The organism is Gellertiella hungarica (genome assembly GCF_014197145.1).
In the GTDB taxonomy this organism is placed as follows: Bacteria; Pseudomonadota; Alphaproteobacteria; order Rhizobiales; family Rhizobiaceae; genus Gellertiella; species Gellertiella hungarica.
Genome location: NZ_JACIEZ010000005.1, coordinates 59,113 through 81,567, shown reverse-complemented (window position 1 = coordinate 81,567; position 22,455 = coordinate 59,113). Strand labels below are relative to the sequence as shown.

General features: G+C 64.2%; 22 protein-coding genes. 10 read left to right on the top strand and 12 right to left on the bottom strand.

Annotated features, from left to right (window positions below; all coding sequences use genetic code 11):
- Positions 1–45 precede the first annotated feature (45 nt).
- From fabF to gmk, 4 genes are all read left to right on the top strand, one after another.
- A complete protein-coding gene (gene fabF, locus GGR23_RS13645; RefSeq protein ID WP_183366851.1) occupies positions 46–1,308 on the top strand; it encodes a beta-ketoacyl-ACP synthase II in 1,263 nt (420 codons plus the stop codon).
- A gap of 161 nt (positions 1,309–1,469) precedes the next feature.
- Positions 1,470–2,711 carry an endolytic transglycosylase MltG gene (mltG, locus tag GGR23_RS13640; protein ID WP_382341584.1) on the top strand — a complete coding sequence of 414 codons (1,242 nt, stop codon included), beginning with the start codon at positions 1,470–1,472 and terminating at the stop codon, positions 2,709–2,711.
- Positions 2,712–2,778: 67 nt separating this feature from the next.
- Complete coding sequence (locus GGR23_RS13635) at positions 2,779–3,666, top strand: YicC/YloC family endoribonuclease (RefSeq protein WP_183366850.1); 888 nt, start codon at positions 2,779–2,781, stop codon at positions 3,664–3,666.
- A 4-nt stretch (positions 3,667–3,670) separates the two neighbouring features.
- Complete coding sequence (gene gmk, locus GGR23_RS13630; protein ID WP_183366849.1) at positions 3,671–4,336, top strand: guanylate kinase; 666 nt, start codon at positions 3,671–3,673, stop codon at positions 4,334–4,336.
- A 53-nt stretch (positions 4,337–4,389) separates the two neighbouring features.
- On the opposite strand, the gene rsmA is transcribed toward gmk, so the two are convergent.
- The 6 genes from rsmA to GGR23_RS13600 form a co-directional block, all read right to left on the bottom strand.
- On the bottom strand, positions 4,390–5,232 hold the full coding sequence (gene rsmA, locus GGR23_RS13625) for a 16S rRNA (adenine(1518)-N(6)/adenine(1519)-N(6))-dimethyltransferase RsmA (protein WP_183366848.1): 843 nt from the start codon (positions 5,230–5,232) through the stop codon (positions 4,390–4,392).
- Entirely contained in the window at positions 5,232–6,263 is a 1,032-nt protein-coding gene (gene pdxA / locus GGR23_RS13620) for a 4-hydroxythreonine-4-phosphate dehydrogenase PdxA (protein WP_183366847.1), read from the bottom strand. The genes rsmA and pdxA overlap by 1 nt, the downstream gene beginning before the upstream one ends.
- 6 nt (positions 6,264–6,269) lie before the next feature.
- Positions 6,270–7,202 (bottom strand): SurA N-terminal domain-containing protein, encoded by a 933-nt coding sequence (locus GGR23_RS13615; protein WP_183366846.1) that lies wholly within the window; start codon positions 7,200–7,202, stop codon positions 6,270–6,272.
- A 136-nt stretch (positions 7,203–7,338) separates the two neighbouring features.
- A complete protein-coding gene (locus tag GGR23_RS13610; RefSeq protein WP_343066683.1) occupies positions 7,339–9,657 on the bottom strand; it encodes an LPS-assembly protein LptD in 2,319 nt (772 codons plus the stop codon).
- Positions 9,657–10,739 carry an LPS export ABC transporter permease LptG gene (lptG, locus tag GGR23_RS13605; RefSeq protein WP_183366844.1) on the bottom strand — a complete coding sequence of 361 codons (1,083 nt, stop codon included), beginning with the start codon at positions 10,737–10,739 and terminating at the stop codon, positions 9,657–9,659. The genes GGR23_RS13610 and lptG overlap by 1 nt, the downstream gene beginning before the upstream one ends.
- Before the next feature lies 1 nt (position 10,740).
- On the bottom strand, positions 10,741–11,910 hold the full coding sequence (locus GGR23_RS13600) for an LptF/LptG family permease (protein WP_183366843.1): 1,170 nt from the start codon (positions 11,908–11,910) through the stop codon (positions 10,741–10,743).
- A 182-nt stretch (positions 11,911–12,092) separates the two neighbouring features.
- On the opposite strand from GGR23_RS13600, the gene GGR23_RS13595 reads away from it, so the two are divergent.
- A complete protein-coding gene (locus tag GGR23_RS13595; RefSeq protein WP_183366842.1) occupies positions 12,093–13,607 on the top strand; it encodes a leucyl aminopeptidase in 1,515 nt (504 codons plus the stop codon).
- An 8-nt stretch (positions 13,608–13,615) separates the two neighbouring features.
- Entirely contained in the window at positions 13,616–14,065 is a 450-nt protein-coding gene (locus tag GGR23_RS13590; RefSeq protein WP_183366841.1) for a DNA polymerase III subunit chi, read from the top strand.
- A 24-nt stretch (positions 14,066–14,089) separates the two neighbouring features.
- On the opposite strand, the gene GGR23_RS13585 is transcribed toward GGR23_RS13590, so the two are convergent.
- Positions 14,090–15,016: a Gfo/Idh/MocA family protein gene (locus tag GGR23_RS13585; RefSeq protein WP_183366840.1), complete on the bottom strand. Its 927-nt coding sequence runs from the start codon at positions 15,014–15,016 to the stop codon at positions 14,090–14,092.
- A gap of 179 nt (positions 15,017–15,195) precedes the next feature.
- Here GGR23_RS13585 and GGR23_RS13580 point away from each other — a divergent pair, with 179 nt between their 5' ends.
- On the top strand, positions 15,196–15,825 hold the full coding sequence (locus GGR23_RS13580) for a helix-turn-helix transcriptional regulator (protein WP_183366839.1): 630 nt from the start codon (positions 15,196–15,198) through the stop codon (positions 15,823–15,825).
- The gene (locus GGR23_RS13575) at positions 15,826–16,986 is read left to right on the top strand and encodes an aminotransferase class I/II-fold pyridoxal phosphate-dependent enzyme (RefSeq protein ID WP_183366838.1); all 1,161 of its coding nucleotides are present in this window, start codon (positions 15,826–15,828) and stop codon (positions 16,984–16,986) included.
- A 24-nt stretch (positions 16,987–17,010) separates the two neighbouring features.
- On the opposite strand, the gene GGR23_RS13570 is transcribed toward GGR23_RS13575, so the two are convergent.
- On the bottom strand, positions 17,011–18,894 hold the full coding sequence (locus tag GGR23_RS13570; protein ID WP_183366837.1) for an ABC-F family ATP-binding cassette domain-containing protein: 1,884 nt from the start codon (positions 18,892–18,894) through the stop codon (positions 17,011–17,013).
- 43 nt (positions 18,895–18,937) lie between these two features.
- Positions 18,938–19,447 (bottom strand): DinB family protein, encoded by a 510-nt coding sequence (locus GGR23_RS13565; RefSeq protein WP_183366836.1) that lies wholly within the window; start codon positions 19,445–19,447, stop codon positions 18,938–18,940.
- 144 nt (positions 19,448–19,591) lie between these two features.
- Here GGR23_RS13565 and GGR23_RS13560 point away from each other — a divergent pair, with 144 nt between their 5' ends.
- Positions 19,592–20,287, top strand: coding sequence for a glutathione S-transferase N-terminal domain-containing protein (locus GGR23_RS13560; RefSeq protein WP_183366835.1), 696 nt, complete (start codon positions 19,592–19,594; stop codon positions 20,285–20,287).
- A gap of 105 nt (positions 20,288–20,392) precedes the next feature.
- Positions 20,393–20,815, top strand: coding sequence for a nucleoside-diphosphate kinase (gene ndk / locus GGR23_RS13555; protein WP_183366834.1), 423 nt, complete (start codon positions 20,393–20,395; stop codon positions 20,813–20,815).
- Positions 20,816–20,881: 66 nt separating this feature from the next.
- Here ndk and GGR23_RS13550 read toward each other — a convergent pair whose 3' ends face one another.
- The 3 genes from GGR23_RS13550 to GGR23_RS13540 all read right to left on the bottom strand — a co-directional run bounded on the left by GGR23_RS13550 (position 20,882) and on the right by GGR23_RS13540 (position 22,442).
- The gene (locus tag GGR23_RS13550; protein ID WP_183366833.1) at positions 20,882–21,061 is read right to left on the bottom strand and encodes a hypothetical protein; all 180 of its coding nucleotides are present in this window, start codon (positions 21,059–21,061) and stop codon (positions 20,882–20,884) included.
- 293 nt (positions 21,062–21,354) lie between these two features.
- Positions 21,355–21,873 carry a hypothetical protein gene (locus GGR23_RS13545; protein ID WP_183366832.1) on the bottom strand — a complete coding sequence of 173 codons (519 nt, stop codon included), beginning with the start codon at positions 21,871–21,873 and terminating at the stop codon, positions 21,355–21,357.
- A complete protein-coding gene (locus GGR23_RS13540) occupies positions 21,870–22,442 on the bottom strand; it encodes a CGNR zinc finger domain-containing protein (RefSeq protein WP_183367053.1) in 573 nt (190 codons plus the stop codon). Before GGR23_RS13540 ends, GGR23_RS13545 begins: the two co-directional genes overlap by 4 nt.
- Positions 22,443–22,455 lie beyond the last annotated feature (13 nt).

Genomic DNA, 22,455 nt, shown 5'->3' with positions numbered 1-22,455 from the left:
TTGATCAGTCGAAACTGACCGACATTTAGGGGTGGATTACGGACGATGAGACGTGTCGTTATCACCGGTACCGGCATGGTATCTCCTCTGGGCTGCGGAACGGAAGTCACCTGGAACCGGCTGCTCGCCGGACAGAACGCTGCCCGCCTCGTCACCGAATTCGAAGTCGATGATCTCGCCGCGAAGATCGCCTGCCGCATCCCCACGGGGGATGGCTCCGACGGCACCTGGAATCCCGACCAGTGGATGGAGCCGAAGGAACAGCGCAAGGTCGACCCCTTCATCGTCTATGGCATGGCTGCGGCCGACATGGCGCTTGCCGACGCCAACTGGCATCCCCAGACGGAAGAAGACCAGATCGCCACCGGCGTTCTGATCGGGTCCGGCATCGGCGGCCTCGAGGGCATCGTCGAAGGCGGCTTCACGCTGAAGGAAAAGGGGCCGCGCCGTCTGTCGCCCTTCTTCATTCCCGGCCGTCTGATCAACCTCGTCTCCGGCCACGTCTCCATTCGCCACAAGCTGCGCGGGCCGAACCATTCGGTGGTCACCGCCTGCTCGACCGGCGCGCACGCCATCGGCGATGCGGCGCGTCTGATCGCGCTCGGCGATGCCGACGTGATGGTTGCCGGCGGCACGGAAAGCCCCATCTGCCGCATTGCGCTTGCCGGCTTTGCCGCCTGCAAGGCGCTTTCCACCCAGAACAACGACAATCCGCAGGCCGCCTCGCGCCCCTACGACCGCGATCGTGACGGCTTCGTCATGGGCGAGGGCGCCGGCATCGTCGTGCTCGAAGAGCTGGAGCACGCCAAGGCTCGCGGCGCGAAGATCTATGCCGAAATCGTCGGCTACGGCCTTTCCGGCGATGCCTTCCACATTACCGCCCCCTCCGAGGATGGCGATGGTGCCTATCGCTGCATGGGCATGGCCCTGAAGCGCGCCGGCCTTCAGGCCTCCGACATCGACTACGTGAACGCCCACGGCACATCGACCATGGCCGACACCATCGAACTCGGTGCCGTCGAGCGTCTGGTGGGCGATGCGGCCTCGAAGATCTCGATGTCGTCGACCAAGTCCGCCATCGGCCACCTGCTGGGTGCAGCCGGGGCCGTCGAGGCCATCTTCGCGACGCTGGCGATCCGCGACAACATCGCTCCGCCGACATTGAACCTCGACAATCCCGAGCGCGAAACGAAGATCGACCTCGTGCCCCACAAGGCGCGCGAACGGGAGATCAACGTCGCGGTTTCGAACTCCTTCGGCTTCGGCGGCACCAACGCCTCGCTGGTTCTGCAGCGCTACAAGGGGTGAAGCATTTCGTGCGGAGGCCAAGGCCTCCGGCATCTTCAAGGAAAAGCGCCCCCGGCCAGTTCGGGGGCGGGATTGGCGGGACGGGCAGAAGCCTGTAAGGCGTAACCTGTTTTCGCCGCATTGCTTGGTCATGTGTCGGGCAAACAAATCATGAGGATGACGTGAGCGACAGCGACCACACCAACGACCAGCCCGCCGCACGCGAAACCCCCGCGCAGGCGACTGGCGGCAGCCCCATCATTCCGAAATCGGCCAACGAAGCGCTGAAGCCCGAGCGGGTGCCCATGCCGCCGATGCGTTCGAAGCGGGCGCGCAGCCAGATCGTGATCTTTTTCAACTTTCTGATGACGCTTGCGGTGATCGGCACGGTCGCCCTGGCCGGCATCGCCTACTACGCGCTCTCGGCCTTCAATGCGCCCGGGCCGCTGGAGACCAACACGACCTTCCAGGTGCGGGAAAAGCTCGGCCTCGGGGAGATTGCCAACGGCCTCGAGCGCAACAACATCATTTCCGATGCCCGGATCTTCCGTGCCATTGCCCCCACCTACCTGAAGGGCGAGACGCTGAAGGCCGGCGAATACGAGATCAAGGCCGGCTCCTCTATGAAGGATGTCATGGAGCTGCTGCGTTCCGGCAAGTCGATCCTCTACTCGATTTCCTTCCCGGAAGGCCTCACCGTCAAGCAGATGTTCAATCGCATGATGGCCGATCCGATCCTCGAGGGGGAACTGCCGGCGGAAGTGCCGCCGGAGGGCAGCCTGCGGCCGGATACCTACAAGTTCTCGCGCGGCACGACCCGGATGGACATCATCAACCAGGCCCGCGCCGCCCAGCAGAAGCTCGTGGACGAAATCTGGGAGCGCCGCGATGCGTCCCTGCCGCTCGAGAACAAGCAGCAGTTCGTGACGCTTGCCTCGATCGTCGAGCGCGAGACCGGCAAGGCTGACGAGCGCCCCCGGGTGGCCTCCGTCTTCATCAACCGTCTCAAGAAGGGCATGCGGCTCCAGTCCGATCCGACCATCGTCTACGGCATCTTCGGCGGCGAGGGGAAACCGGCGGATCGCCCGATCTACCAGTCCGACCTGAAGAAGGACACGCCCTACAACACCTACATCATCAAGGGGTTGCCGCCGGGGCCCATCGCCAGCCCGGGCAAGGCGGCACTCGAAGCCGTGGCCAATCCCTCGCGCACCGATGATCTGTACTTCGTCGCGGACGGCACCGGCGGCCACGTCTTCGCCTCGACGCTGGAAGAGCACAACGTGAATGTGAAGCGCTGGCGCAAGCTGGAAGCGGCGAAGGGTGCGGGCGAGGAGATTGCTGTCGACGGTCAGCCCGCCGACGAGGCGGCTCCCGAGGCAGAGGAAGCCAAGCCTTCCAAGAAAAAGAAGAAATCGAACTGACAGGGACAGGGACCGCATCGGGAGCGGTCCGTTGCCGGGCGAAGAGCGCCAGGGGTGGAGGCAGCAGATGGCATTGCAGTCCATGACGGGTTTTTCCCGGCGGGAGGGAACCGCCGGTCGTTACCGCTGGGTGTGGGAGCTGCGCTCCGTCAACGGCAAGGGACTGGACGTGCGGCTCCGCCTGCCGACCGGCTTCGAACACCTGGAAGCCCCGCTCAAGGCGCTCGCCGGGGAACGCCTGACGCGGGGCAACGTGCAGGCCGGATTGGCCATCACCGTGGCAGAAAACCGGCTGGAAGCCGCGGTGAACCGCGATGCGCTGGCGGCTGTCCTCGCGCTCCGCGAACAGCTGGGCGATCTTGTCGACCAGAAACCCCTGTCACTCGACCAGCTGCTCTCCATCCGCGGTCTCGTGGAGTTCCGCGAAGCGGAGGATGACGATGCGCAGCGGCTCGCCCGGGACAAGGCCCTTGTGGAAGGCTTTGCCGATGCGCTTTCCGGGCTCGTCGCGATGCGCGAGGCGGAAGGGCAGGCGCTGATGGCCGTTCTTTCGGGCCACATCGACCAGATCGCGGCGCTTGGCGACATCGTGGAGAACGACCCGAGCCGCCGTCCGGAAGAAATCGCCCGCCGGCTTCAGGCGCAGGTTGCCACGCTCATGGAAGGCACCTCGTCGCTCGACCGCGACCGGCTGCATCAGGAGGTGACGCTGCTCGCCACCCGCGCCGATATCCGCGAGGAGCTCGACCGGCTGAAGGCCCATGTCTCGGCTGCACGCGACCTTCTGGCGAAAGGCGGGCCGGTGGGCCGCAAGCTGGACTTCATGGCACAGGAATTTAACCGGGAATCGAATACCATCTGTTCGAAGTCGAACAGCGCGGCAGTCACGGCGGCGGGCATCGAGCTCAAGGTCGTGATCGATCAGTTCCGCGAACAGGTACAGAATTTGGAGTAATGGCATGAGCGGGGGCTCGTCAAAGAATACCACCATCCAGCGTCGCGGCCTTATGCTCGTGATTTCCTCGCCCTCGGGGGCGGGCAAGTCCACGATCGCGCGCAATCTGCTGGAGTCCGATATCGGTCTCAGCCTGTCAGTCAGCGTAACGACCCGCAAGCGCCGCCCGAGCGAGATCGACGGCGTGCACTACAACTTCATCTCCGTGAAGGAGTTCGAGCGCCTGCGCGATACGGACGCCCTGCTCGAATGGGCCGAGGTGCACGGCAATTATTATGGCACGCCCCGCGAGCCGGTCGAAGCGGCGATGGCCGAGGGCCGCGACATGCTCTTCGACATCGACTGGCAGGGCGCGCTTCAGCTGCAGGAAAAGATGCGGGCGGATGTCGTCGCGATCTTCATCCTGCCGCCGACCATGACCGAACTGCAATCTCGCCTGCACCGGCGTGCCGAGGATACGGCCGAGGTCATCGCCACGCGGCTCAACAATTCGCGCGCCGAGATCGAGCACTGGCGCGAATATGACTACATCATCGTCAACGACGACCTGCAGCATGCCTACGAGTCGATGCGCTCCATCGTGTCGGCCGAGCGCCTGCGGCGCGACCGGCGCCCCGGCCTTTTCGATTTCGTGCGTGGCCTGCTCGAGGAAACGCCGGTCATCAGCTGAGGCGGAGCGCCTCTCCCGCAAGGGCGAGGCGCATCAAAGCAGGGCAACCGCGATCAAAGACAATTCGCCAGCGCGATGAACTCTTCGACGGAGAGCGTTTCCGCGCGCCGCGAGGGATCGATGCCGGCGCGGGAAAGCAGCGCTTCTCCGCCCACCGGCTTCAGGCTTTGCCGGAGCATCTTGCGGCGCTGGCCGAAGGCTGCTGCGGTGATCCGTTCGAGCTTGCCCGCCGCGCAAGGCAGCGGCGCCGGCCGCGGGGTCAGATGCACCACCGTGGATGTCACCTTCGGCGGCGGCACGAAAGCCTGCGGGGGAATGTCGAAGGCGGCACGCGCCTCGGTCAGCCAGCCGCAGAGGACCCCGAGCCGTCCGTAGTGGTCGTCGTCTTCGCTGGCGGTTATCCGCTCCACCACTTCCTTCTGCAGCAGAAGCGTCAGGCTGTCCCAGAAGGGAGGCCACCCCTTTTCCTTCTCGGGCAGCAGCCAGTTGATGAGGAGCTGCGTCCCGATATTGTAGGGCAGGTTGGCGATGATCTTCACCGGCCCTTCCGCCCCGGCGGCAAGGGCCGCGAAATCGGTCTTCAGCGCGTCGCCTTCGATGACGGTCAGGCGTCCGGGATAATGCGCCGCAATCTCGGCAAGCGCTGGAAGGCAGCGGCTGTCCCGTTCGATGGCGATCACGCGCCGGGCACCGAGCGCCAGGATCGCGCGGGTCAGCCCGCCGGGGCCGGGCCCGACTTCGATCACCGTCGCGCCCTCCAGCGAACCCGCCGTCCGGGCGATCTTCTGGGTCAGGTTCAGGTCGAGCAGAAAGTTCTGCCCGAGCGCCTTCTTCGCATCCAGGCCGTGGTGCTGGATGACTTCGGAAAGACGGGGCAGGCCGTCGAGGGCAGCCATCAGCGCTTGTCCTCCAAGGCACGCTCACCGAGATCGGCGGCGAGCCTGAGGGCGGCAACGAGGCTCTGCTCGCGGGCAATGCCCTGTCCGGCTATGCCGAAGGCCGTGCCGTGATCGGGAGAGGTGCGCACGAAGGGCAGGCCGAGCGTCACATTGACGGAATCATCGAAGCCGAGCGCCTTGGCCGGAATGAGCGCCTGATCGTGATACATGCAGACTGCCACATCGTAGCGCGCCCGCGCCTGCTCGTGGAACATGGTGTCGGCGGGGAGGGGGCCGAAGGCATTGATGCCCTCGGCGCGAACCTTCTTGATTGCCGGTGCGATGATGTCGATCTCCTCCATGCCCATGGCGCCGTCTTCGCCCGCATGGGGGTTGAGCCCCGCAACGGCGATCCGGGGCGCCTCGATGCCGAAGCGCTCCTGGAGGTCGCGATGGGTGATGCGGCAGGTCTCCACGATCAGCCGCTCGGTGATCTGGCCGGGCACGTCCTTCAGCGGAATGTGGATTGTCAGCGGAATGGCCCGGAGGAGGGGGCCTGCCAGCATCATCACGGGAAGCACCGGTTGGCCGGTTCGTTTCGCCGCGAGATCGGCCAAGAACTCCGTATGGCCGGGAAAGCGGAAGCCCGCCTTGTAAAGCACCGACTTGGCGATGGGATTGGTCGCGACCGAGGAAACCTCGCCGCGGAAGCAGAGATCCACCGCCTTCTCGATGGCGCCGATCGTGCCGCTTGCCGATGCGGGATGGGGATGGCCGGCCACCACGGCGGCACCCGCCGGTACCGGCAGCACGGGCAGGGCGTCGGGGAAATGCCTTAGGGCGTCGGCGGCGTCGCTCTCGCGGACCGGCACGTCAAGGCCGAGATCGCGCGCCCTCTGGGCGAGGATCGCGGGATCGCCGATATAGACAAACGGGGGTATGGCCAGCTCGGCGCGTCGGGACCAGGCCACGAGGCTGATGTCGGGTCCGATACCGGCCGGGTCTCCCTGCGTCAGGCCGACCGGCCGGGTAACGGTACGATCCAGCATGATCCCTCACAGACCGGTGATGCGGGCCTTCTTGCGAAGCTCTTCGAGGAACTGCTCTTCGCGCGGATCCTTGCCCTTCTGCTTCGCAAGGTCCTCGGCACGGAACACCACTTCGGCGGCATAGTCGTCGTTGACCTGGCGCTGCTTGCAGATCGCCAGATATTCGACGCCGCGCGGGGTTACCAGCGTGCCGGTGGTGTTGCCCTTGGCCTTCTCGATCAGCGGCTTCCACTCCGGCGGCATGGCCGGCAGGAGAACGCGCCCCAGGTTGATGATCGAAACGTCGCGCATGGTCGCGGCAAAGGCCTTGGAGCCGTCGCAGCCCGGGAAATTCTTGCGGGAGGCCTCGGCTTCCGCCTTCCGCTTGCCGGTGATCTTGCCGCGCTTCGATTCCGGAATGACGAAGACCACCTGCTGGAGGAAATATTCCGTCGTCACCGGCTTTTCCTTGCCGCCGAGACGCTGCGCCAGATCGGCGCCATTCGACTTCGCGGGGTTGAAGCGGGCGCTCATCACGCGCGGCCAGCTCATCTGCACGGCGATGTAGGATTTGAAATGCGGTGCGGTGACACCTGCCTGATCGAGGATCTTGGTCAGCTGTGCCGGCGTCAGCTTGTTGCTCTTGGCAAAGCGTGCAAAGGCGGCATCCACGTCCTCGGTGCTGACGGATGCCTGCATCCGGAGGATTTCGCGGCGCTTCAGCTCTTCGTCCACCAGTTGCTGCTTTGCCATCGCCGTCAGGTTGCCGCGCTGCTTCTGCAGGCGCAGGAAGGCGGCGCGATGCGCGATATCGCCATTGGTGATCGCCGTGCCGTTGACCGTGATGGCAACGCTTGTGGAGGCAGCATGGGCCGGTGCCGTCAGCGCGGGCAGTCCGGCAGACATGGCCAGGATGGCCGTTCCCAGAAGCAAACCGCGCAATGCCGTCTTCGCAAACATGATCCTCGTCCCTTTCCACAGCAGACCGGCCCGGCCTGCGCCTTGATCGCATTCCGGGCCGAATAGCACAATTTTTATGACCAAACAAAGGCCTGCCCGGCGGGCCGGCCTGGCCCGCACGGCATCTCCTTCGCCGTCAGCCGCCGATATTGATGTCGCCCAGCGTGCGGAAGGTCAGGCGGGCGCCGATCTTCCTGTCGACACCGCTGGTGTTCGAAACGTCCCGATCGTCGGAGTAGAGCAGGGTGAACACCAGGCACTCGTTGGTATAGGAGAAGCCGGCGGTACGCTTGCTGACGATGTTGTTGTTCATGTCCCAGGCGGCGGAGCCGAAGACCGACCAGTTGTCGTTGATCGCCACGGTCGCCGACCCCTGAACCTCGTCGGTGCTCGTCGAGTCCGCATAGATCGGCTGCGAGGAGATGTGGGTGTAGGTCACCGAGGAGGTCAGGAAGTCCCCGCTGTAGGCGAGGGTGGCACCTGTCCGCTCCGGCGAGAAATCGTCCTTGTCGAGACGCATGTTGCCGGTGAGCGAAATGCCGAAGGGTGTTTCGACGCCGAACATGGTCACGAAATCGGAGACATCTTCCTCCAGGCCGGAATCGGCGCCCGCATTGACGAGATCCTCGGTCGCAAAGGAGTTCAGACCCGCCAGGTGATAGGACTGGCCGAACACGCCGTTGAGGCCCCAGCCATTGTCGAAGCTGCCGGTGTAACGGATGCCGAGATTGGCCCGGGTCCCGCCCTCCATCCGGTCGAAGCCGGAGAACTTGTCCCGCTCGAACAGGTTGGTGCCGTCGAACACGAAGCTCTGGGCATCCTCGTTCGGCAGGCCGCCGGCATACTGCTCGTCCGGGCGGACGAAAATCTGGCCGATCGGCTCGATGATGTGCGAGCTGCTCGCGGTCGAGATCAGGATCGGATAGCGCGCCTCGAGGCCGGCGGTCACCATGCCGCGGGCCAGCGTGTCGTTGTTGTGGAAGTCGCCCGCATAGCCGAAGCGCGCGGGATCGATGGCGTTCGGCGATGTCATGTCGACATTGATGCCGTCGGCACGCGCAGACAGGATCGGCGTCAGCAGCAGGCCGCCCGGAACAGTCAGCGTGCGCTGCCAGACGGCTTCCGATGTCAGGCGCGTATATTCGCCGGGAAGCCCGCGGAAGCGGTCGAAGCTGCCATTCTCGACGGTATCGTCGAGCGTGCGGCTGATGTGGGTCAGGTTGGTCTTCACGGTCAGCTCGCCGCCGGCGATCGGCTGCGGTGCGGTGTAATCGTAGTCTAGCGTCGGGAAGACCTTGGCCTGGCGGTCTTCACGCTTGCTTGCCGGATCCGCGTCCTGCACATCGAAATAGAAGGCGCGCAGGTCGAAGTAGTTCCGCCGGCCAAGGCCGGTAAGATAGGCCGTGTTGGTGTGAACGGAACCGTTCGCGCCCGTGATGTCGTAGGTGTGCGAGAAGTTGTTGTCGCTCTGCAGCATAACATCCCAGCCGAAGGTCCAGCGCGGGTTGATGCGGAAGGCGCCGACGGACTGAACCATGCCGCGCTTGTCTTCCAGCGCGTCGCTCGTGTTGGCGGTAAATGTTCCGGGGTCGCGCTGGTCGATGCCGGCAAAGCGCAAGGTATGCGAACCGGTTTCGAATCGCTGGCGGAACTCGCCCTCGAGCAGGAGACCCTGCTCGGAAAAATAGGTCGGGCTCAGCGTGGCATCCATGCTGCCGGAGATCACGTAGTAATAGGGTACGGTGACGCCGAAGCCGACATTCTCGTTCAGCCGCATGGTGGGGAAGAGGAAGCCGGACTTCCGCTTGACCGTGTGATCCGGCACTTCGATGAAGGGCAGGTAGACAAGCGGCAGGCCGAGAAACTCGAAGCGGGCGTTCTCCAGGCGAATCGTATGCGTCTCGCCGTTCTGGATCACCTTCTGTGCCTTCACCTGCCAGAGCGGCGGCTTTTCCGGATTCTCCGCGCAGGGCAGGCAGGCGGTGTAGACGCCGTTGTGCAGGATCATGTCCCGGTCGCCGACGCGTTCGGCGCTCTCGGCCACGAGGCGGGTATTGTCCGGGGTCTCGATGCGGAGCGAATTGACGAAGCCGTCGGCAAAGGTGTCGGTGACGTCCATCGCATCCGCATAGACGCGGTTGCCCGACGGCTCCACCAGTTCGATATTGCCGGTCGCGGTCAGGCGGCCGCTCTTCTGGTCATACTCGACCTTCTGAGCGACCAGCTTGTAGCCGGCATAGTTGATCTGCACGGCGCCAACCGCCGTGACCTTGTTCAAATCCCTGTTGTAGACGAGATCGTCCGCAGCGAGCAGCAGTTTGCCGTCGCTTTCGGGCGCCTTCAGTTCCTGCGCAGTCGCGATAGAAGGAACCAGGCAAGCGGACGATATCGCAGCCGTACCCGTAAGCAGGGCGGTTGCGAGCGTCCTGATCAATTTGCGGTCTTTTGCCGCCACTAGCCGTCCTCCTGATGGAGCAGAATCGTTGAGCCCAACGCGAGCGCCACGAATACCGGGATCCATGTCGCGATAAAGGGCGGCACAACGCCGCTGCTTCCAAATGCTTTAACCAGCACCGTCACCACATAAAGCACGAAGCCCGAAACGATGCCACCCAGAATCACAGCGGTCGGCTGTGCAAAACGGCTGAATCGAAGCGTCACTGTTGCAGAAATGAGGGTCATCGCGACAAGCAGCAGCGGCAGCGAAAGCAGCGAGTGGAACTGCGTTTCCAGCGCCTTGGTGGAAATTCCGAAGGAGCGGGCGGCCTCGATTTTGTTAGAAAGATCATAAAAAGCAACGGTTTCCGGGCTTGTCAGCCGTTCGCGCACGAATTCGCGTTTCAGGTTCGTCGGCATCTTCACCTCGGGCTTCACCACGAGGATTTCGCCGGGCCGCGATTCCTTCACGTCCTTAAGCAACCAGTAACCATCTTCCAATTTTGCCGAGGCGGCATCCTGTCTCAGGATGATCCGGCCGTCCGACGAGAAGTGGATCACGACGACGCCGGAGAGCTGCAGGCCGTCGTCCATGACCGTCTCGGCGCCGATGATGGCATCGTCGTCTTCATAGATCTGGCGGATCCACGGCGGCGTCTCGTTCTTGGCATGCGGCTTCTTTCCCTGCCACTTGCTCTCGACGGTGAGCGCCGTGCGCTGACCCCAGGCGGCGAGGGGATTGAGCACGCCCACCGCGACGATGCCCGTGAGGAAGGAGGCGACGACGAAGGGAGCCATGAACTGCCAGACGGAGATGCCCGCCGCCCGCGTGACCACGAGCTCGTACTTCCGGTTCAGCGCGATCAGGGTTGTCATGCCGGCAAACAGCACGATGAAAGGCACCGTCTGCTGAAGGATCAGCGGCAGCCGAAGCGCCGTCATCAGCAGCCCTCCGGACACCGTGTAGCCGGGAAGGCCGGACATCTGGTTCGATGTCTCGTTGAAGTCGATCAGGAAGATCAGCGACACGACGCCGAGGACGAACCAGACGATGGTCATCACGTGGCGGCGGAAGAAATAACGGCTGAGTGTCCAGGGCATGTCAGGTCCGCCCGTTCTTCTGGCCGTCGGTCAGCCTGGTCACCAGCGGCTGAAGCCGGTCGCGCGCCGATGCCGTCAGTCTGTCGGCGACCTGCAGGCGCCGGCCCCGGAAGAGGAGCCAGGATGTAACCGCCACCGCGACGATCGGCACGGCATACATGGCCGGAATGTAGGCCGCATCCGTTTCCACCTGGTTGCTGAAGTAGAAAGAGGCCCAGCGCAGAAGGAAGGCAAAGCCGAGCGCCGTGACCATCGGATGCACCCGCGCCTCGCGCTGCGAGCGGGCGTCACCCGCGATCACGAGCGCGATCAGCGCATAGACCAGCGGGAAGCTCCATTCCGTCAGGCGCCGGTGGAGTTCGGCACGGAACTCGCCCGGGTTTTTCTGGAATTTCTCGTCGTTGGGATCGGGATTCCACAGGAAGGGCAGATCCCGGTCGGTGGACTGAAGCGTCGCCTGGCCGCGGGTCTGGGAAAAATTGGAGAGGTCGAAGGTGTAGGAATCGAAACGCACCACGGAAACATCCCCCGTCGTCGTCTTCCGGTGCACCTCGCCGTCGCGCATGATGAGCGCGGTACCCGCCTCGTCCACCGCACCTTCACGGGCATAATAGATCAGCTGGAAGGCGGGATTGCGCGTATCCGAGATGAACAGCCCCTCGAGCGTGCGGCCGGCAAGGCGGCGCGAGATCTGGATGTAAAGGTCGGTGTCGAGCTGCCGGAAGCTCTTCTCCTCGATCACGGAGGAGAGCAGGTCCGCATAGGCGGATGCAATCAGTTCGCGGAACGTCACGCGCACCTTCGGTTCCACCCCGTTGTCGACGACGAAGGACAGGAGGCTGAGGGCGGCTGCCAGGACCAGCACGGGTTTGAAAATCACCGAACGCCCGGCACCCGAGGCCTCGATCACGGTGAGTTCCGAGTCCGTGTTCATCGTGGTCAGCGTCTGCGAAACGCCGATGACGGTCGCGAATGGCAGGACCAGCGGCAGCACCATGGGCACGATGCAGGAGGCGAGAAGCATGAAGGAGCCGATGGACTGGCCGTTATCGGTCACGAGATTGACGCGACCCAGCACCTGCGTCGTCCAGATGATGGCGAGCACCGGCAGCAGCGCAACCAGCACCATCTTGGCGGACCGCTGAAGGATGTATTTCTCGATGATTTTCATGCATCGCCTTCTTACAGAGCTTCCCCGGTCATGGGAAGCGGCTGAGACCTGTCCACGATCAATATGACGATAATGGGCCGCGGCCGCCGCATTGGGTGGGATTTATCCGGACCGGCGCTTGCAACATCGTGTTTTTTATCGATGATCGGCGCATCTTTTGCCAGATTTCGAAAGTGGATTCCATGGCCTTCGACCTCGACATTTCCTTTGCGCCAAAGGCAGGCCTCGCCGGCGGCGATGCCATTCTTCTCACCTTTTCCGATGCGATCAGCCCATCCGGCGTGGCCGATGCCGATCCTGCGGCCGTGCTGGAGCGCGCCGTGCGTGCGGCAGAATTCAAGGGCAAGAGCGGCTCCTCCGTCGAAGTCCTGGCCCCGCATGGTTCATCTGCCGACCGGCTGGTGGTGCTGGGGCTTGGAAAGCAGGCCGATCTAGCACGGCATGACTGGCTCAAGGCTGGAGGCAGCGCCGCCGGCAAGCTCGGCAAGGCCGATACGGCGGTGATCTACCTGGATCTGCCGGGACGGGCGGCGGAGGCAGAGGAGGCGGCCGAATTCGCGCTCGGCATGCTGCTCCGCGCCTACAGCTTCGACACCTACAAGACCGGCAAGGCGGGTTCTGCCGGCGACGGCGAGGGCGACAAGAGCGAGAAGAAGAGGAAGACCGTAAAGGTCACCCTCGTTACCGCATCCGCTTCCGCCGCCGCCAGGGCCTATGCCGATGCGCAGGCCGTCGCCGGCGGCGTCATTCTCGCCCGCGATCTCGTGAACGAGCCGCCGAACGTGCTCGGTCCGGTCGAGTTCGCCGCCCGCGCAGAAGCGCTTTCCGCGCTCGGCGTCGAGGTGGAAGTGCTGAGCGAAAAGGAAATGGGCGCTCTCGGCATGGGCGCGCTCCTCGGGGTGGCGCAAGGCTCTGCCCGTCCGCCGCGCCTTGCGATCATGCAGTGGAAGGGCGGCAAGGCAAAGCAGAAGCCCGTGGCCTTCGTCGGCAAGGGCGTGGTGTTCGATACCGGAGGCATCTCCATCAAGCCGGCCTCCGGCATGGAGGAAATGAAGGGCGACATGGGTGGTGCTGCCGCCGTGATCGGCCTGATGCATGCGCTCGCCGCGCGCAAGGCCAAGGTGAACGCGATCGGCATCCTCGGCCTTGTCGAAAACATGCCCGATGGCAATGCCCAGCGTCCGGGCGACATCGTCACGTCGATGTCGGGCCAGACCATCGAGATCATCAATACGGATGCCGAAGGCCGGCTCGTGCTTGCCGATGCGCTCTGGTATTGCCAGGACCGTTTCAAGCCGCAGGCGATGATCGATCTGGCGACCCTGACCGGCGCGATCATGGTGGCACTCGGGACCGATCATGCCGGCCTCTTTTCCAACGACGATACCCTGGCCGAACGCCTTTTCGCCGCCGGTCAGGCAACCGAGGAGAAGCTCTGGCGGATGCCGCTCGGCAAGGCCTATGACAAGCTCATCGACAGCAAGTTCGCGGACATGAAGAACACGGGCGGCCGCAATGGCGGGGCGATTACCGCGGCCCAGTTCCTCAAGCGTTTCGTCAACGACACGCCCTGGGCGCATCTCGACGTTGCCGGAACCGCGATGGATTCGCCGAAGAGCGAGATCAGCCAGTCCTGGGCCTCGGGCTTTGGCGTGCGCCTGCTCGACCGTCTCGTGCGCGACCATTACGAGGGGTGAGGAAAACGGTGGCTGAAATCCTCTTCTATCATCACACGGAGCGGCGTCTCGAAGACACGCTGCCACCGCTTCTGGAGCGCAGCCTGGAGCGGGGGTGGCGCGTCGCCGTGGAGATGCGCGATGCCGATCTGATGGAGAAGCTGGACCAGCATCTGTGGACCTATCGGGAAGACAGCTTCCTGCCGCACGGAACCGAAGCCGCGCCGAGCCCGGAGGCCCAGCCGGTCCTTCTCACGACATCGCCCGAGAACCGCAACCGCGCCGATGTGCGGTTCCTCGTCGGCGGTGCTGCGGCGGAGAATGTGGACGCATACCAGCGTCTCGTCTTCCTGTTCGATGGCCTCGATCCCGATCAGGTGGAGCATGCCCGGGGGGAATGGAAGCGGCTGAAGGCCGCCGGCCACCAGCTCACCTACTGGCAGCAGAACGCGCAGGGACGGTGGGAAAAGAAGGCCTGAGGCGGCGCTGCCGCCTCCATCGGCTCAATCGTGGAAGGCCTCCGTCACGCGGCGCTTGCCCAGCATGAAGGCATCTGCCACATGGGTCAGCGGCGCGAGATCCGTATCGCTCCTGCCGGCTGAAATGATTTCGGCGAAGCGGCGATAGAGGCTCGGATACTCGTCGTCCGCCGCATTCAGCTGCTCCCTGCCGTCGATCGTCAGCTTCGATCCGCCGCTTTCCAGAACCATGAGGCCCTTGTCCGTCTCGGCGCGGATGTCCCACGTCTGCTTGCCCGTCTGGCGCCAGTCGAATTCGGCGTTGACGGCAAGGCCCGCCTGATCGCGGAAGGCAAGCGAGGCCGCGATCGGGGCGTCGCGGTTTTCCGGGAAGGTGAGTTCCGCTCCGGTGAGGAACACCGGATTGGGCAGGATATGGGTCATGATCGAGAGCGCGTTGATGCCCGGATCGAAGACACCGAGGCCGCCAGCCTGCCAGATCCATTCCTGGTTCGGGTGCCAGTGGCGAACATCCTCCTTCCAGATGATCTCCACGGAGCGGATCGCGGCCCCGGCGAGAAAGGCGCGGGTTGCCTCGACCGCCGGCGCATAGCGCGAATGCCAGCTGGCAAAGAGCGAGAGACCCTTGCTGTCGGCAAGGCGGATGAGATCCTGCACTTCCGAGAGCGTCGCGCCCGGCGGCTTTTCGAGGAAGACGTGCTTGCCGGCGTCGAGCGCCTTGCGCGCCGCGTCGTAGCGGTATTGCGGCGGCATGCACAGCGAGACCGCGTCGATGGCCGGAACCGCCTCGAGCATCGCCTCGATGCTGGAATAGGCCGGTACGCCGTCCACGGTTCCATGGCGGCTCGCGGTCGCGATCAGCTCGAAGTTGCCGTTGCCCGCAATGGCCGGGAGATGCTGGTCGCGCACGATCTTTCCGACGCCGACGATGGCAAGTTTGATGGGCGACATGGTTCCTCCGGGCTTCTGAAACAGCGCGGGCATTCTTAGCCAGCAGACCCCGAACCGGCAAGGCTTCGCGGCCGCTTGTCCGGAGATTCTTCCGGAAAATGAACACCTGTTCCAGAATGTGGAACCAGAATCTCGCTTTGGAGTTTGACAAATTGTCTCATATGGATAAAAAGTCAGTCATGATCAGCAAGAAACTCCAATCCTCCCTTCCGGTTTGCGATGCCATCGCCCGTCTGCTGCATCCCCATGCGGAGGTCGTGCTGCATGACCTGGCGAGCGAGCGGGTGGTCCATATCGCAAATGCGCTCTCGCCGCGGCGGGTGGGCGATCCCTCCCTGCTCGAGGATATGGGCGATCTGGCGGCGGCGGGCGACGTCATCGGGCCTTATGAAAAGACCAATCCCGATGGCCGGCGGCTTCGTTCCATCTCCTCGATCGTCCGGGACGGGGAGGGCGAGGCGATCGGCCTTCTCTGCATCAATCTCGACGTGGAGATCTTTGCCCGCATGGCCGGTTTGCTCACCGCCTTTCTCGCGGTGCCCGCGCAGGGCGGACGGCCGGAGGGGCTCTTTGCCGGCGACTGGCGCGAGGCGGTCAACGAGACGGTCGGGCGTTTCCTCGCGGACCGCAACGTGGCGCTCTCCGGGCTGGATGCCGCAGGAGAGGATGCCTTGCTCGCCCGGCTCGACCGCGACGGCATCTTCGGCTTCCGCAAGGCGGCCCCATATGTCGCGGAGGTCTTCGGCTGGTCACGCGCCAAGCTTTACAATCGTCTGAGCCGCGTCCGCATGACGCAAAAGGGAGAATGAATGTCCGCCCGCCCGAACAGTGCCGCCTTTGCCGCGCCCTTCCGCGACTTTGCCCTCGAGACCTATTTCTCCCGCTGGGAGTTCAAGGCCCGCTTCAATCTGGCCGGTTCGGACCCGGAAACCATGACGCTGAACGAACTGCTGGCCCTCGGCACCGAGGAGGATCGCCGGGCCTTCGGTGACATGAGCCTCGGCTATACCGAAACCTGGGGCGCGCCTGCCCTGCGCCGGACGATTGCCGGCACCTACGAGACCATGGAGCCCGAGGACATCCTGTGCTTTGCCGGCGCCGAGGAGCCGATCTATGTCGCCGCCCGCGTGCTGCTCGGGCCGTCCGACCACGCGATCATCGTGACGCCGGGCTATCAGTCCGCCGAAACCATCGCGCTCTCCATCTGCCCGGTGACCGCCGTGCCGCTCGACCCGGAACGCGACTGGGAGCTGGATGTGGACCGCGTGCGCGAGGCGATCCGGCCCAATACGCGGCTTCTGTCGATCAACTTTCCGAACAATCCGACGGGCCATGTCATCCCGCGCGAAAGTCTCGATGCGCTGGTGACGCTGTGCCGCGAGCATGGGATCTGGCTGTTCAGCGACGAGGTCTACCGCCGGATGGAGCGTCGCCCGGAAGACCGGCTGCCGCAGGTGGCCGACATCTACGAGCGCGGCATATCGCTGAATGTGCTGACCAAGGCTTACGGCCTGCCGGCCCTGCGCATCGGCTGGCTTGCCTGCCGCGACCGCGAATTCCTTCAGCGCTGCGAGCGCTACAAGCATTATCTGTCGATCTGCAATGCGGGACCTTCGGAGCTCCTCGCCGATATCGCGCTGAGGGCGGCGGATCATGTCACCGACCGCATCCGGTCCATCACCGAAGCCAATCTGGCCGTGCTGGAGGAGTTTTTCGCCCGCCACCGGGACCTGTTCGACTGGCATGTGCCAAAGGGCGGCTGCATCGGCTTCATCCGCTATCGCGGTGGCGATGGCGTGGAGGCGTTCACGGCACGGCTTGTCGAGGAAACCGGCGTGCTGCTCCTTCCGGCAAGCGTCTACCGCTCGGAGCTGGCCGCCGTCCCGGAAGACCGGTTCCGCATCGGCTTCGGGCGGAAGAACACGGCCCAGGCGGTGGAAGTCCTGGATCGCTGGCTTGGCGGGCGCTAGCGGCGGGCTTCCAGCGCCCCGGTATCAATCCGCCATCGCCTCTTCATATTCCGCCGACAGCATCAGCCACTCGTCCTCGGCCGTTGCCAGGCGGGCGGCTGCGTCGGCGCGCTCCTTGGCCTTGGCGGCGGCCTTGGCCGGGCTCTTCTCGTAGAGCGCCGGATCTGCAAGTTCCGCATCAAGTGCCTGAATCTGTTTCTCCAGTCTTGCCGTCAAGGATTCGAGTTCATTGATCTTTTTCTTGAGCGGCGCAAAGGCGGCGCGCTTTTCGGCGGCCTGCTTGCGCTGGTCCGCCTTGTTGACGGTTTCTTCGCCCGTCGCCTTTTTCGCCTCGTCCTTCTTCGGCGTCGAGACGATCTCCGCGCGATAATCCTCGAGATCTCCGTCGAAGACCTGCACGGTGCCGTCCTTCACCAGCCAGAGCCGGTCGACGGTCGCCTCGATCAGGTGGCGGTCGTGCGAGATCAGGATGACGGCGCCGGAATAGTCGTTCAGCGCCTCGATCAGCGCACGGCGGCTGTCGATGTCGAGATGGTTGGTCGGTTCATCGAGGATGAGCAGGTTCGGAGCATCGAAGGCGGCAAGGCCCATGAGAAGACGCGCCTTCTCGCCCCCCGAAAGATCCTTGGCGGGCGTGTCCATCTTTTCCGTCGCAAGGCCCATCTGGGCAACGCGGGCGCGTACCTTCGCCTCCGGCTGGTCCACCATGCGCTTGCGCACATGCTCCACGGCGCTCTGGGTGGGAATGAGGTCGTCGAGCTGGTGCTGGGCGAAGAAGCCGATCTTCAGATGCGGCGCGAGCTTCACCTCGCCCGATTCCGCCTGAAGCCGGCCCGAGATGAACTTGGCAAAGGTGGACTTGCCGTTGCCGTTCGAGCCGAGCAGGGCAATGCGGTCGTCGGTGTCGATCCTCAGGTTGAGGCGCTTCAGGATCGGGTTGCCGGGCTCGTAGCCGACAGCGCCGCCCTGAATGGCGATGATCGGCGAGGCGGCCGTCCGCTCGGGTTCCGGGAAGGAGAAGCCGAGCACCGTATCCTCGACCACGGCCGAGATGGTGCCCATGCGCTCCAGCGCCTTCACGCGGGATTGCGCCTGCCGCGCCTTGGTGGCCTTGGCCTTGAAGCGGTCGATGAAGCTCTGCAGGTGCTTGCGCGCCGCCTCGTTCTTGGCGGCTGCCTTGTTCTGCAGCTCGTCGGCCTCCGCCTTCTGCCGCTCGAACTGGTCGTAGGAGCCGCGATAGAAGGTGAGCTTCTTCTTGTCGAGATGCACGATGGCATTGACGGCGGTGTTCAGCAGATCGCGGTCATGGCTGATGATCATGACCGTGTGCGGATAGCGGCGGATGTACTCCTCGAGCCAGAGCGTGCCTTCGAGGTCGAGATAGTTCGTGGGCTCGTCGAGAAGCAGCAGGTCGGGCTCGGAAAAGAGCACCGCCGCCAGCGCCACGCGCATGCGCCAGCCGCCCGAAAAGGACGATGCCGGACGCTGCTGCGCCGCGTGGTCGAAGCCGAGGCCGGCGAGGATGCTGGCCGCGCGCGCTTCCGCCGCATGGGCGCCGATATCGGCAAGGCGGGTCTGGATCTCGGCGATCCGATGGGGATCGGTCGCCGTCTCCGCTTCCGCAAGAAGGGCTGCACGCTCCTTGTCGGCCTTCAGCACGATCTCGATCAGCGGCTCCTCGGTGCCCGGCACTTCCTGTGCCACCTGACCGATGCGCGCGTTGCGCGGCAGCGAGACGGATCCGCTTTCGGAGGGGAACTCGCCGGTGATGATGCGGAAGAGGGTGGATTTGCCAGCCCCGTTCTTGCCCACGAGCCCCGCCTTCGTTCCCGATGGAAGGGTCACGCTGGCATGGTCGATGAGAAGGCGTCCGGCGACGCGGGCGGAAAGGTCAGATATCGCGATCATGCGCGCGGTTTTGGCCGAAACCGTCGCCGATGGCAAGGGCGGCTCAGAGCCACGCCTTGCCTTCCGAGCGGAGGAAATAGATGAGGTCGAGCGTGAGGGAAGGCTTTCCGAGCGCCGTCAGCGTCGCATGGCACTGGCCCCGGTGGTGGGTCTGGTGGTTGAAGACATGCGAGAGCGTGACGCCACGCTTCTGGGTGATCCGGTCGGTCTTGCCGATGGGAGAAAAGGTGAAGCTCTCGTCGAGCGCCTCTTCCGTCAGTCCCTCCACATAGGCGGCCAGGCGCGCGTCCTCTGCGATGCGGGCGTCCCGCAATGCCTCGAAATCCGTGTAGAGCACCTGGTCCAGCGCTGTCGGCAACATGCCTTCGCCCGTCAGCCGGTGAAGCCATACCCTGTCGGCGACCATGATGTGATTGAGCGTGTTGAGAAGCGGGCCGAAGAAGGCGCCCTTGTCGGTTCGCAGTTCTTCCGGGGTCAGCGCGGCGGCCGCTTGGTAAAGCAGGTTGTTGGCCCAGCCGTTATAGGCCGCGAACATCCGGAAATGGTCTCTCATCGCGCTTGCACTCCCTTGCCGTCATGCCCGGACCATAGAACAGGACCGCGAATGGGTGGCGTCAATTCTTTTGATTGGACGCATCCATTTTGCTGATCGAAGCTTTCTCTCCACACGCTCTCGGGAAAGATCAGGAGAAACGACGTGACCATCACGCTTTACACCCTTCGCGGAGCCGACCCCGCCTGCACCTTCTCGCCGCACTGCTGGAAGGCCGTCATGGCGCTGAAGCACAAGGGGCTGGATTTCGAGGAGCGGCCGCTCCGCTTCACCGATATCGCCCGCACCGAAGGCGGCTTTTCGAAGACGGTCCCGATGCTCCGCGACGACGGGCATCTCGTCTCCGACAGTTTCGCGATCGCCGAATATCTCGAGGAAACCTATCCCGAGCATCCAAGCCTCTTCGGCGGAGACGGGGGCAGGGCCCTTTCACGCTTCGTGGAGGCCTGGTCCCAGAGCGTCATTCACCCCGCGATCAGCCGGATCGCGGTGCATGAGATCTGGGAGCTGCTGGACCCCGAGGACCAGCCCTATTTCCGCGAGAGCCGGGAAACGCGGCTCGGAAACACGCTGGAAGGCATGGCGGCAAACAGTCCCGCCGAGGTGGCTGCCTTCGACGCCAGGCTGGAGCCGCTGCGTGCCCTCGTGAAGCGCCAGCCGTTTCTCGGCGGAGAGGAACCGCTCTTTGCCGATTACATCGTCTTCGGTGCGCTGCAATGGCTCCGCATCGTCTCGACCCGCTGGCCGCTCGCCCCGGAAGACGGCGTGACCGCCTGGTTCGAGCGCTGTCTGGATCTCTTCGAAGAGACAGGGCGCAAGGTGCGGGCGCGGGCAGGCTAGGGCCGCCGTCATTTTCCGTCACAATCGGGCTCCCCCCTTGTTTTCGGGCCGGGAGGCGGGTAAACACCGCCCACTTTTCCCCACCACCCAAGAGGATGAATTCCGATGGCGATTGAACGTACCTTTTCGATGATCAAGCCGGACGCAACGAAGCGCAACCTGACGGGCGCGATCACCAAGATGCTCGAAGACGCCGGCCTGCGCGTCGTCGCTTCCAAGCGCGTCTGGATGAGCCGCCGCGAAGCCGAAGGCTTCTACGCCGTTCACAAGGAACGCCCCTTCTTCGGCGAACTCGTCGACACCATGACCTCCGGCCCGACGGTCGTCCAGGTTCTGGAAGGTGAAAACGCCATTGCCAAGAACCGCGAGATCATGGGCGCCACCAACCCGGCCCAGGCTGCCGAAGGCACCATCCGCAAGACCCACGCCCTCTCCATCGGCGAAAACTCCGTTCACGGCTCCGACGCTCCGGAAACCGCCAAGATCGAGATCGCCTACTGGTTCGCCGAGACCGAAATCGTCGGCTGATCGGCCGCTATCCGCGAGAACCAAGGAAAACCGGCGCAATCCTGCGCCGGTTTTTTCGTTTCGGCACTATCCCGCGTCCCCGGCTTCGGTCGGTTGCGGCTGCGCTGGCCGGGCGCCCACCATGGCCATCTTCACACGGTACCAGGCGGCAATCCAGAGGATGGCGAGAACGAAAGCCGGAAATTCCAGCATGACTGCCAGCTTTATCCAGTCTGGCGAAACGGCGTAGAGATCGTAGAAATTCATCGATTTGTCCCCCGGGGTGAGAGCCGCCAGAGCGAACTCTCTGGCGGCCAGGGGAGTTAAGAAACCGTCCAACAAACGGCCGTCGCTGCCTTTAGGCTTTCGCCCTGGACATGCGCAGCAACCTCCCCGGCCAAAGAGGCAGGCGAGTGCTTTTAAAGCACGGGTTCGCATTCCCCGTGAAGGGGCTTTGCGCACCGATGTCGGATAGGGTTCTTACGCCCCAGAACAGGCTTTGCCCGTCCGGTTCGCAATATAAGACAATCCGTAAATAATGAAAAGAGGCGGCTGTCCGGTCAGGATGCCTTTGCGGCCCCCGGGCAGGTCTGATCCGGCGAATAATCGGCCGAGCCATCCGCCTTGTAGACATCAGGATTCTTGTCATAGGCCGGACCGGTCACCAGCGGCTTTGCCGCGAGGATCGACTGGTCCAGGCTGGAGATGACGGTGGTCTCGATTTTCTGGATTTCCGCCTTGTCCGGACCGTTGATGGTGATGGTCACGCGATAGGGCTTGTCCTTCATGACGCAGCGCAGGGGCGGGCTCTCCAGCGGGATCCTTTCCCAGAATGGGAAGATCTTGATCGTGGAAACGAGGGGCGGGCCGCCCGCCGGGTTCTCGTATTCCGCCGTCACCGTGCTGCCCTCGGGAATGGTGCCCGTCTTGCGCAGCGCGATCTCGTAGACCGCCGTCGAAAGCCGGTAGTTGAAGATGAACAGCTTGCCGGCAATCTCCGTCGGCCCGTTCTCGTTGCTGCGCTGGCAGCCGGCGAGCGGCAGTGCCGCGAGCGCTGCGAGCAGGATCATCTTCTTCATGGTTTCTCCTCCGTGTCATCCCCGGCCGGCTTGCCGCGTCTGGCGGCATAGTGCCGGCTTGCCTTCTCCCGGTTTCCGCATATGGCCATGTCGCACCACAGGCGGCTGCGGTTCTTCGATCGGTCAATGAAGAGCCAGCCGCAATGCCCGCACACCTTTGTCCGGTCCGCAGCCGGACTGGAAATCAGCATGAGCGCCGAGCGGGCCGTCGAGGCGATCAGGTCTCCCTTCGCCGGATCGCGGCGGATGGCGCCGGCAATTTCCTCCAGCAGATCCGCCAGAAGCCGATCGTCCTCCCGGCCTTCCGCGCGGGCCCTGAAGTAGCGGTCGATCGCCTCCCGCAGCGCGAGGAGCTGCGGTGCATCCTGGGGGGAAAGGGGATGGAGTACGCCGAACGACGCGCGCTCCGCCGAATGGGCAGAGGCCGCCTGCGGCAGGGCCGCAAGATTGGCGGGATCGGCCAGCCGGTCGAGGCGGCGTTCCGGCAAATGCCTGAGGATGACGCTGTTGGCGATGTCGAATGCCAGCGCGCCACCTACGAAACGATGGGGTGTCCAGGTGAAGCTCATGGTGGAATTATAA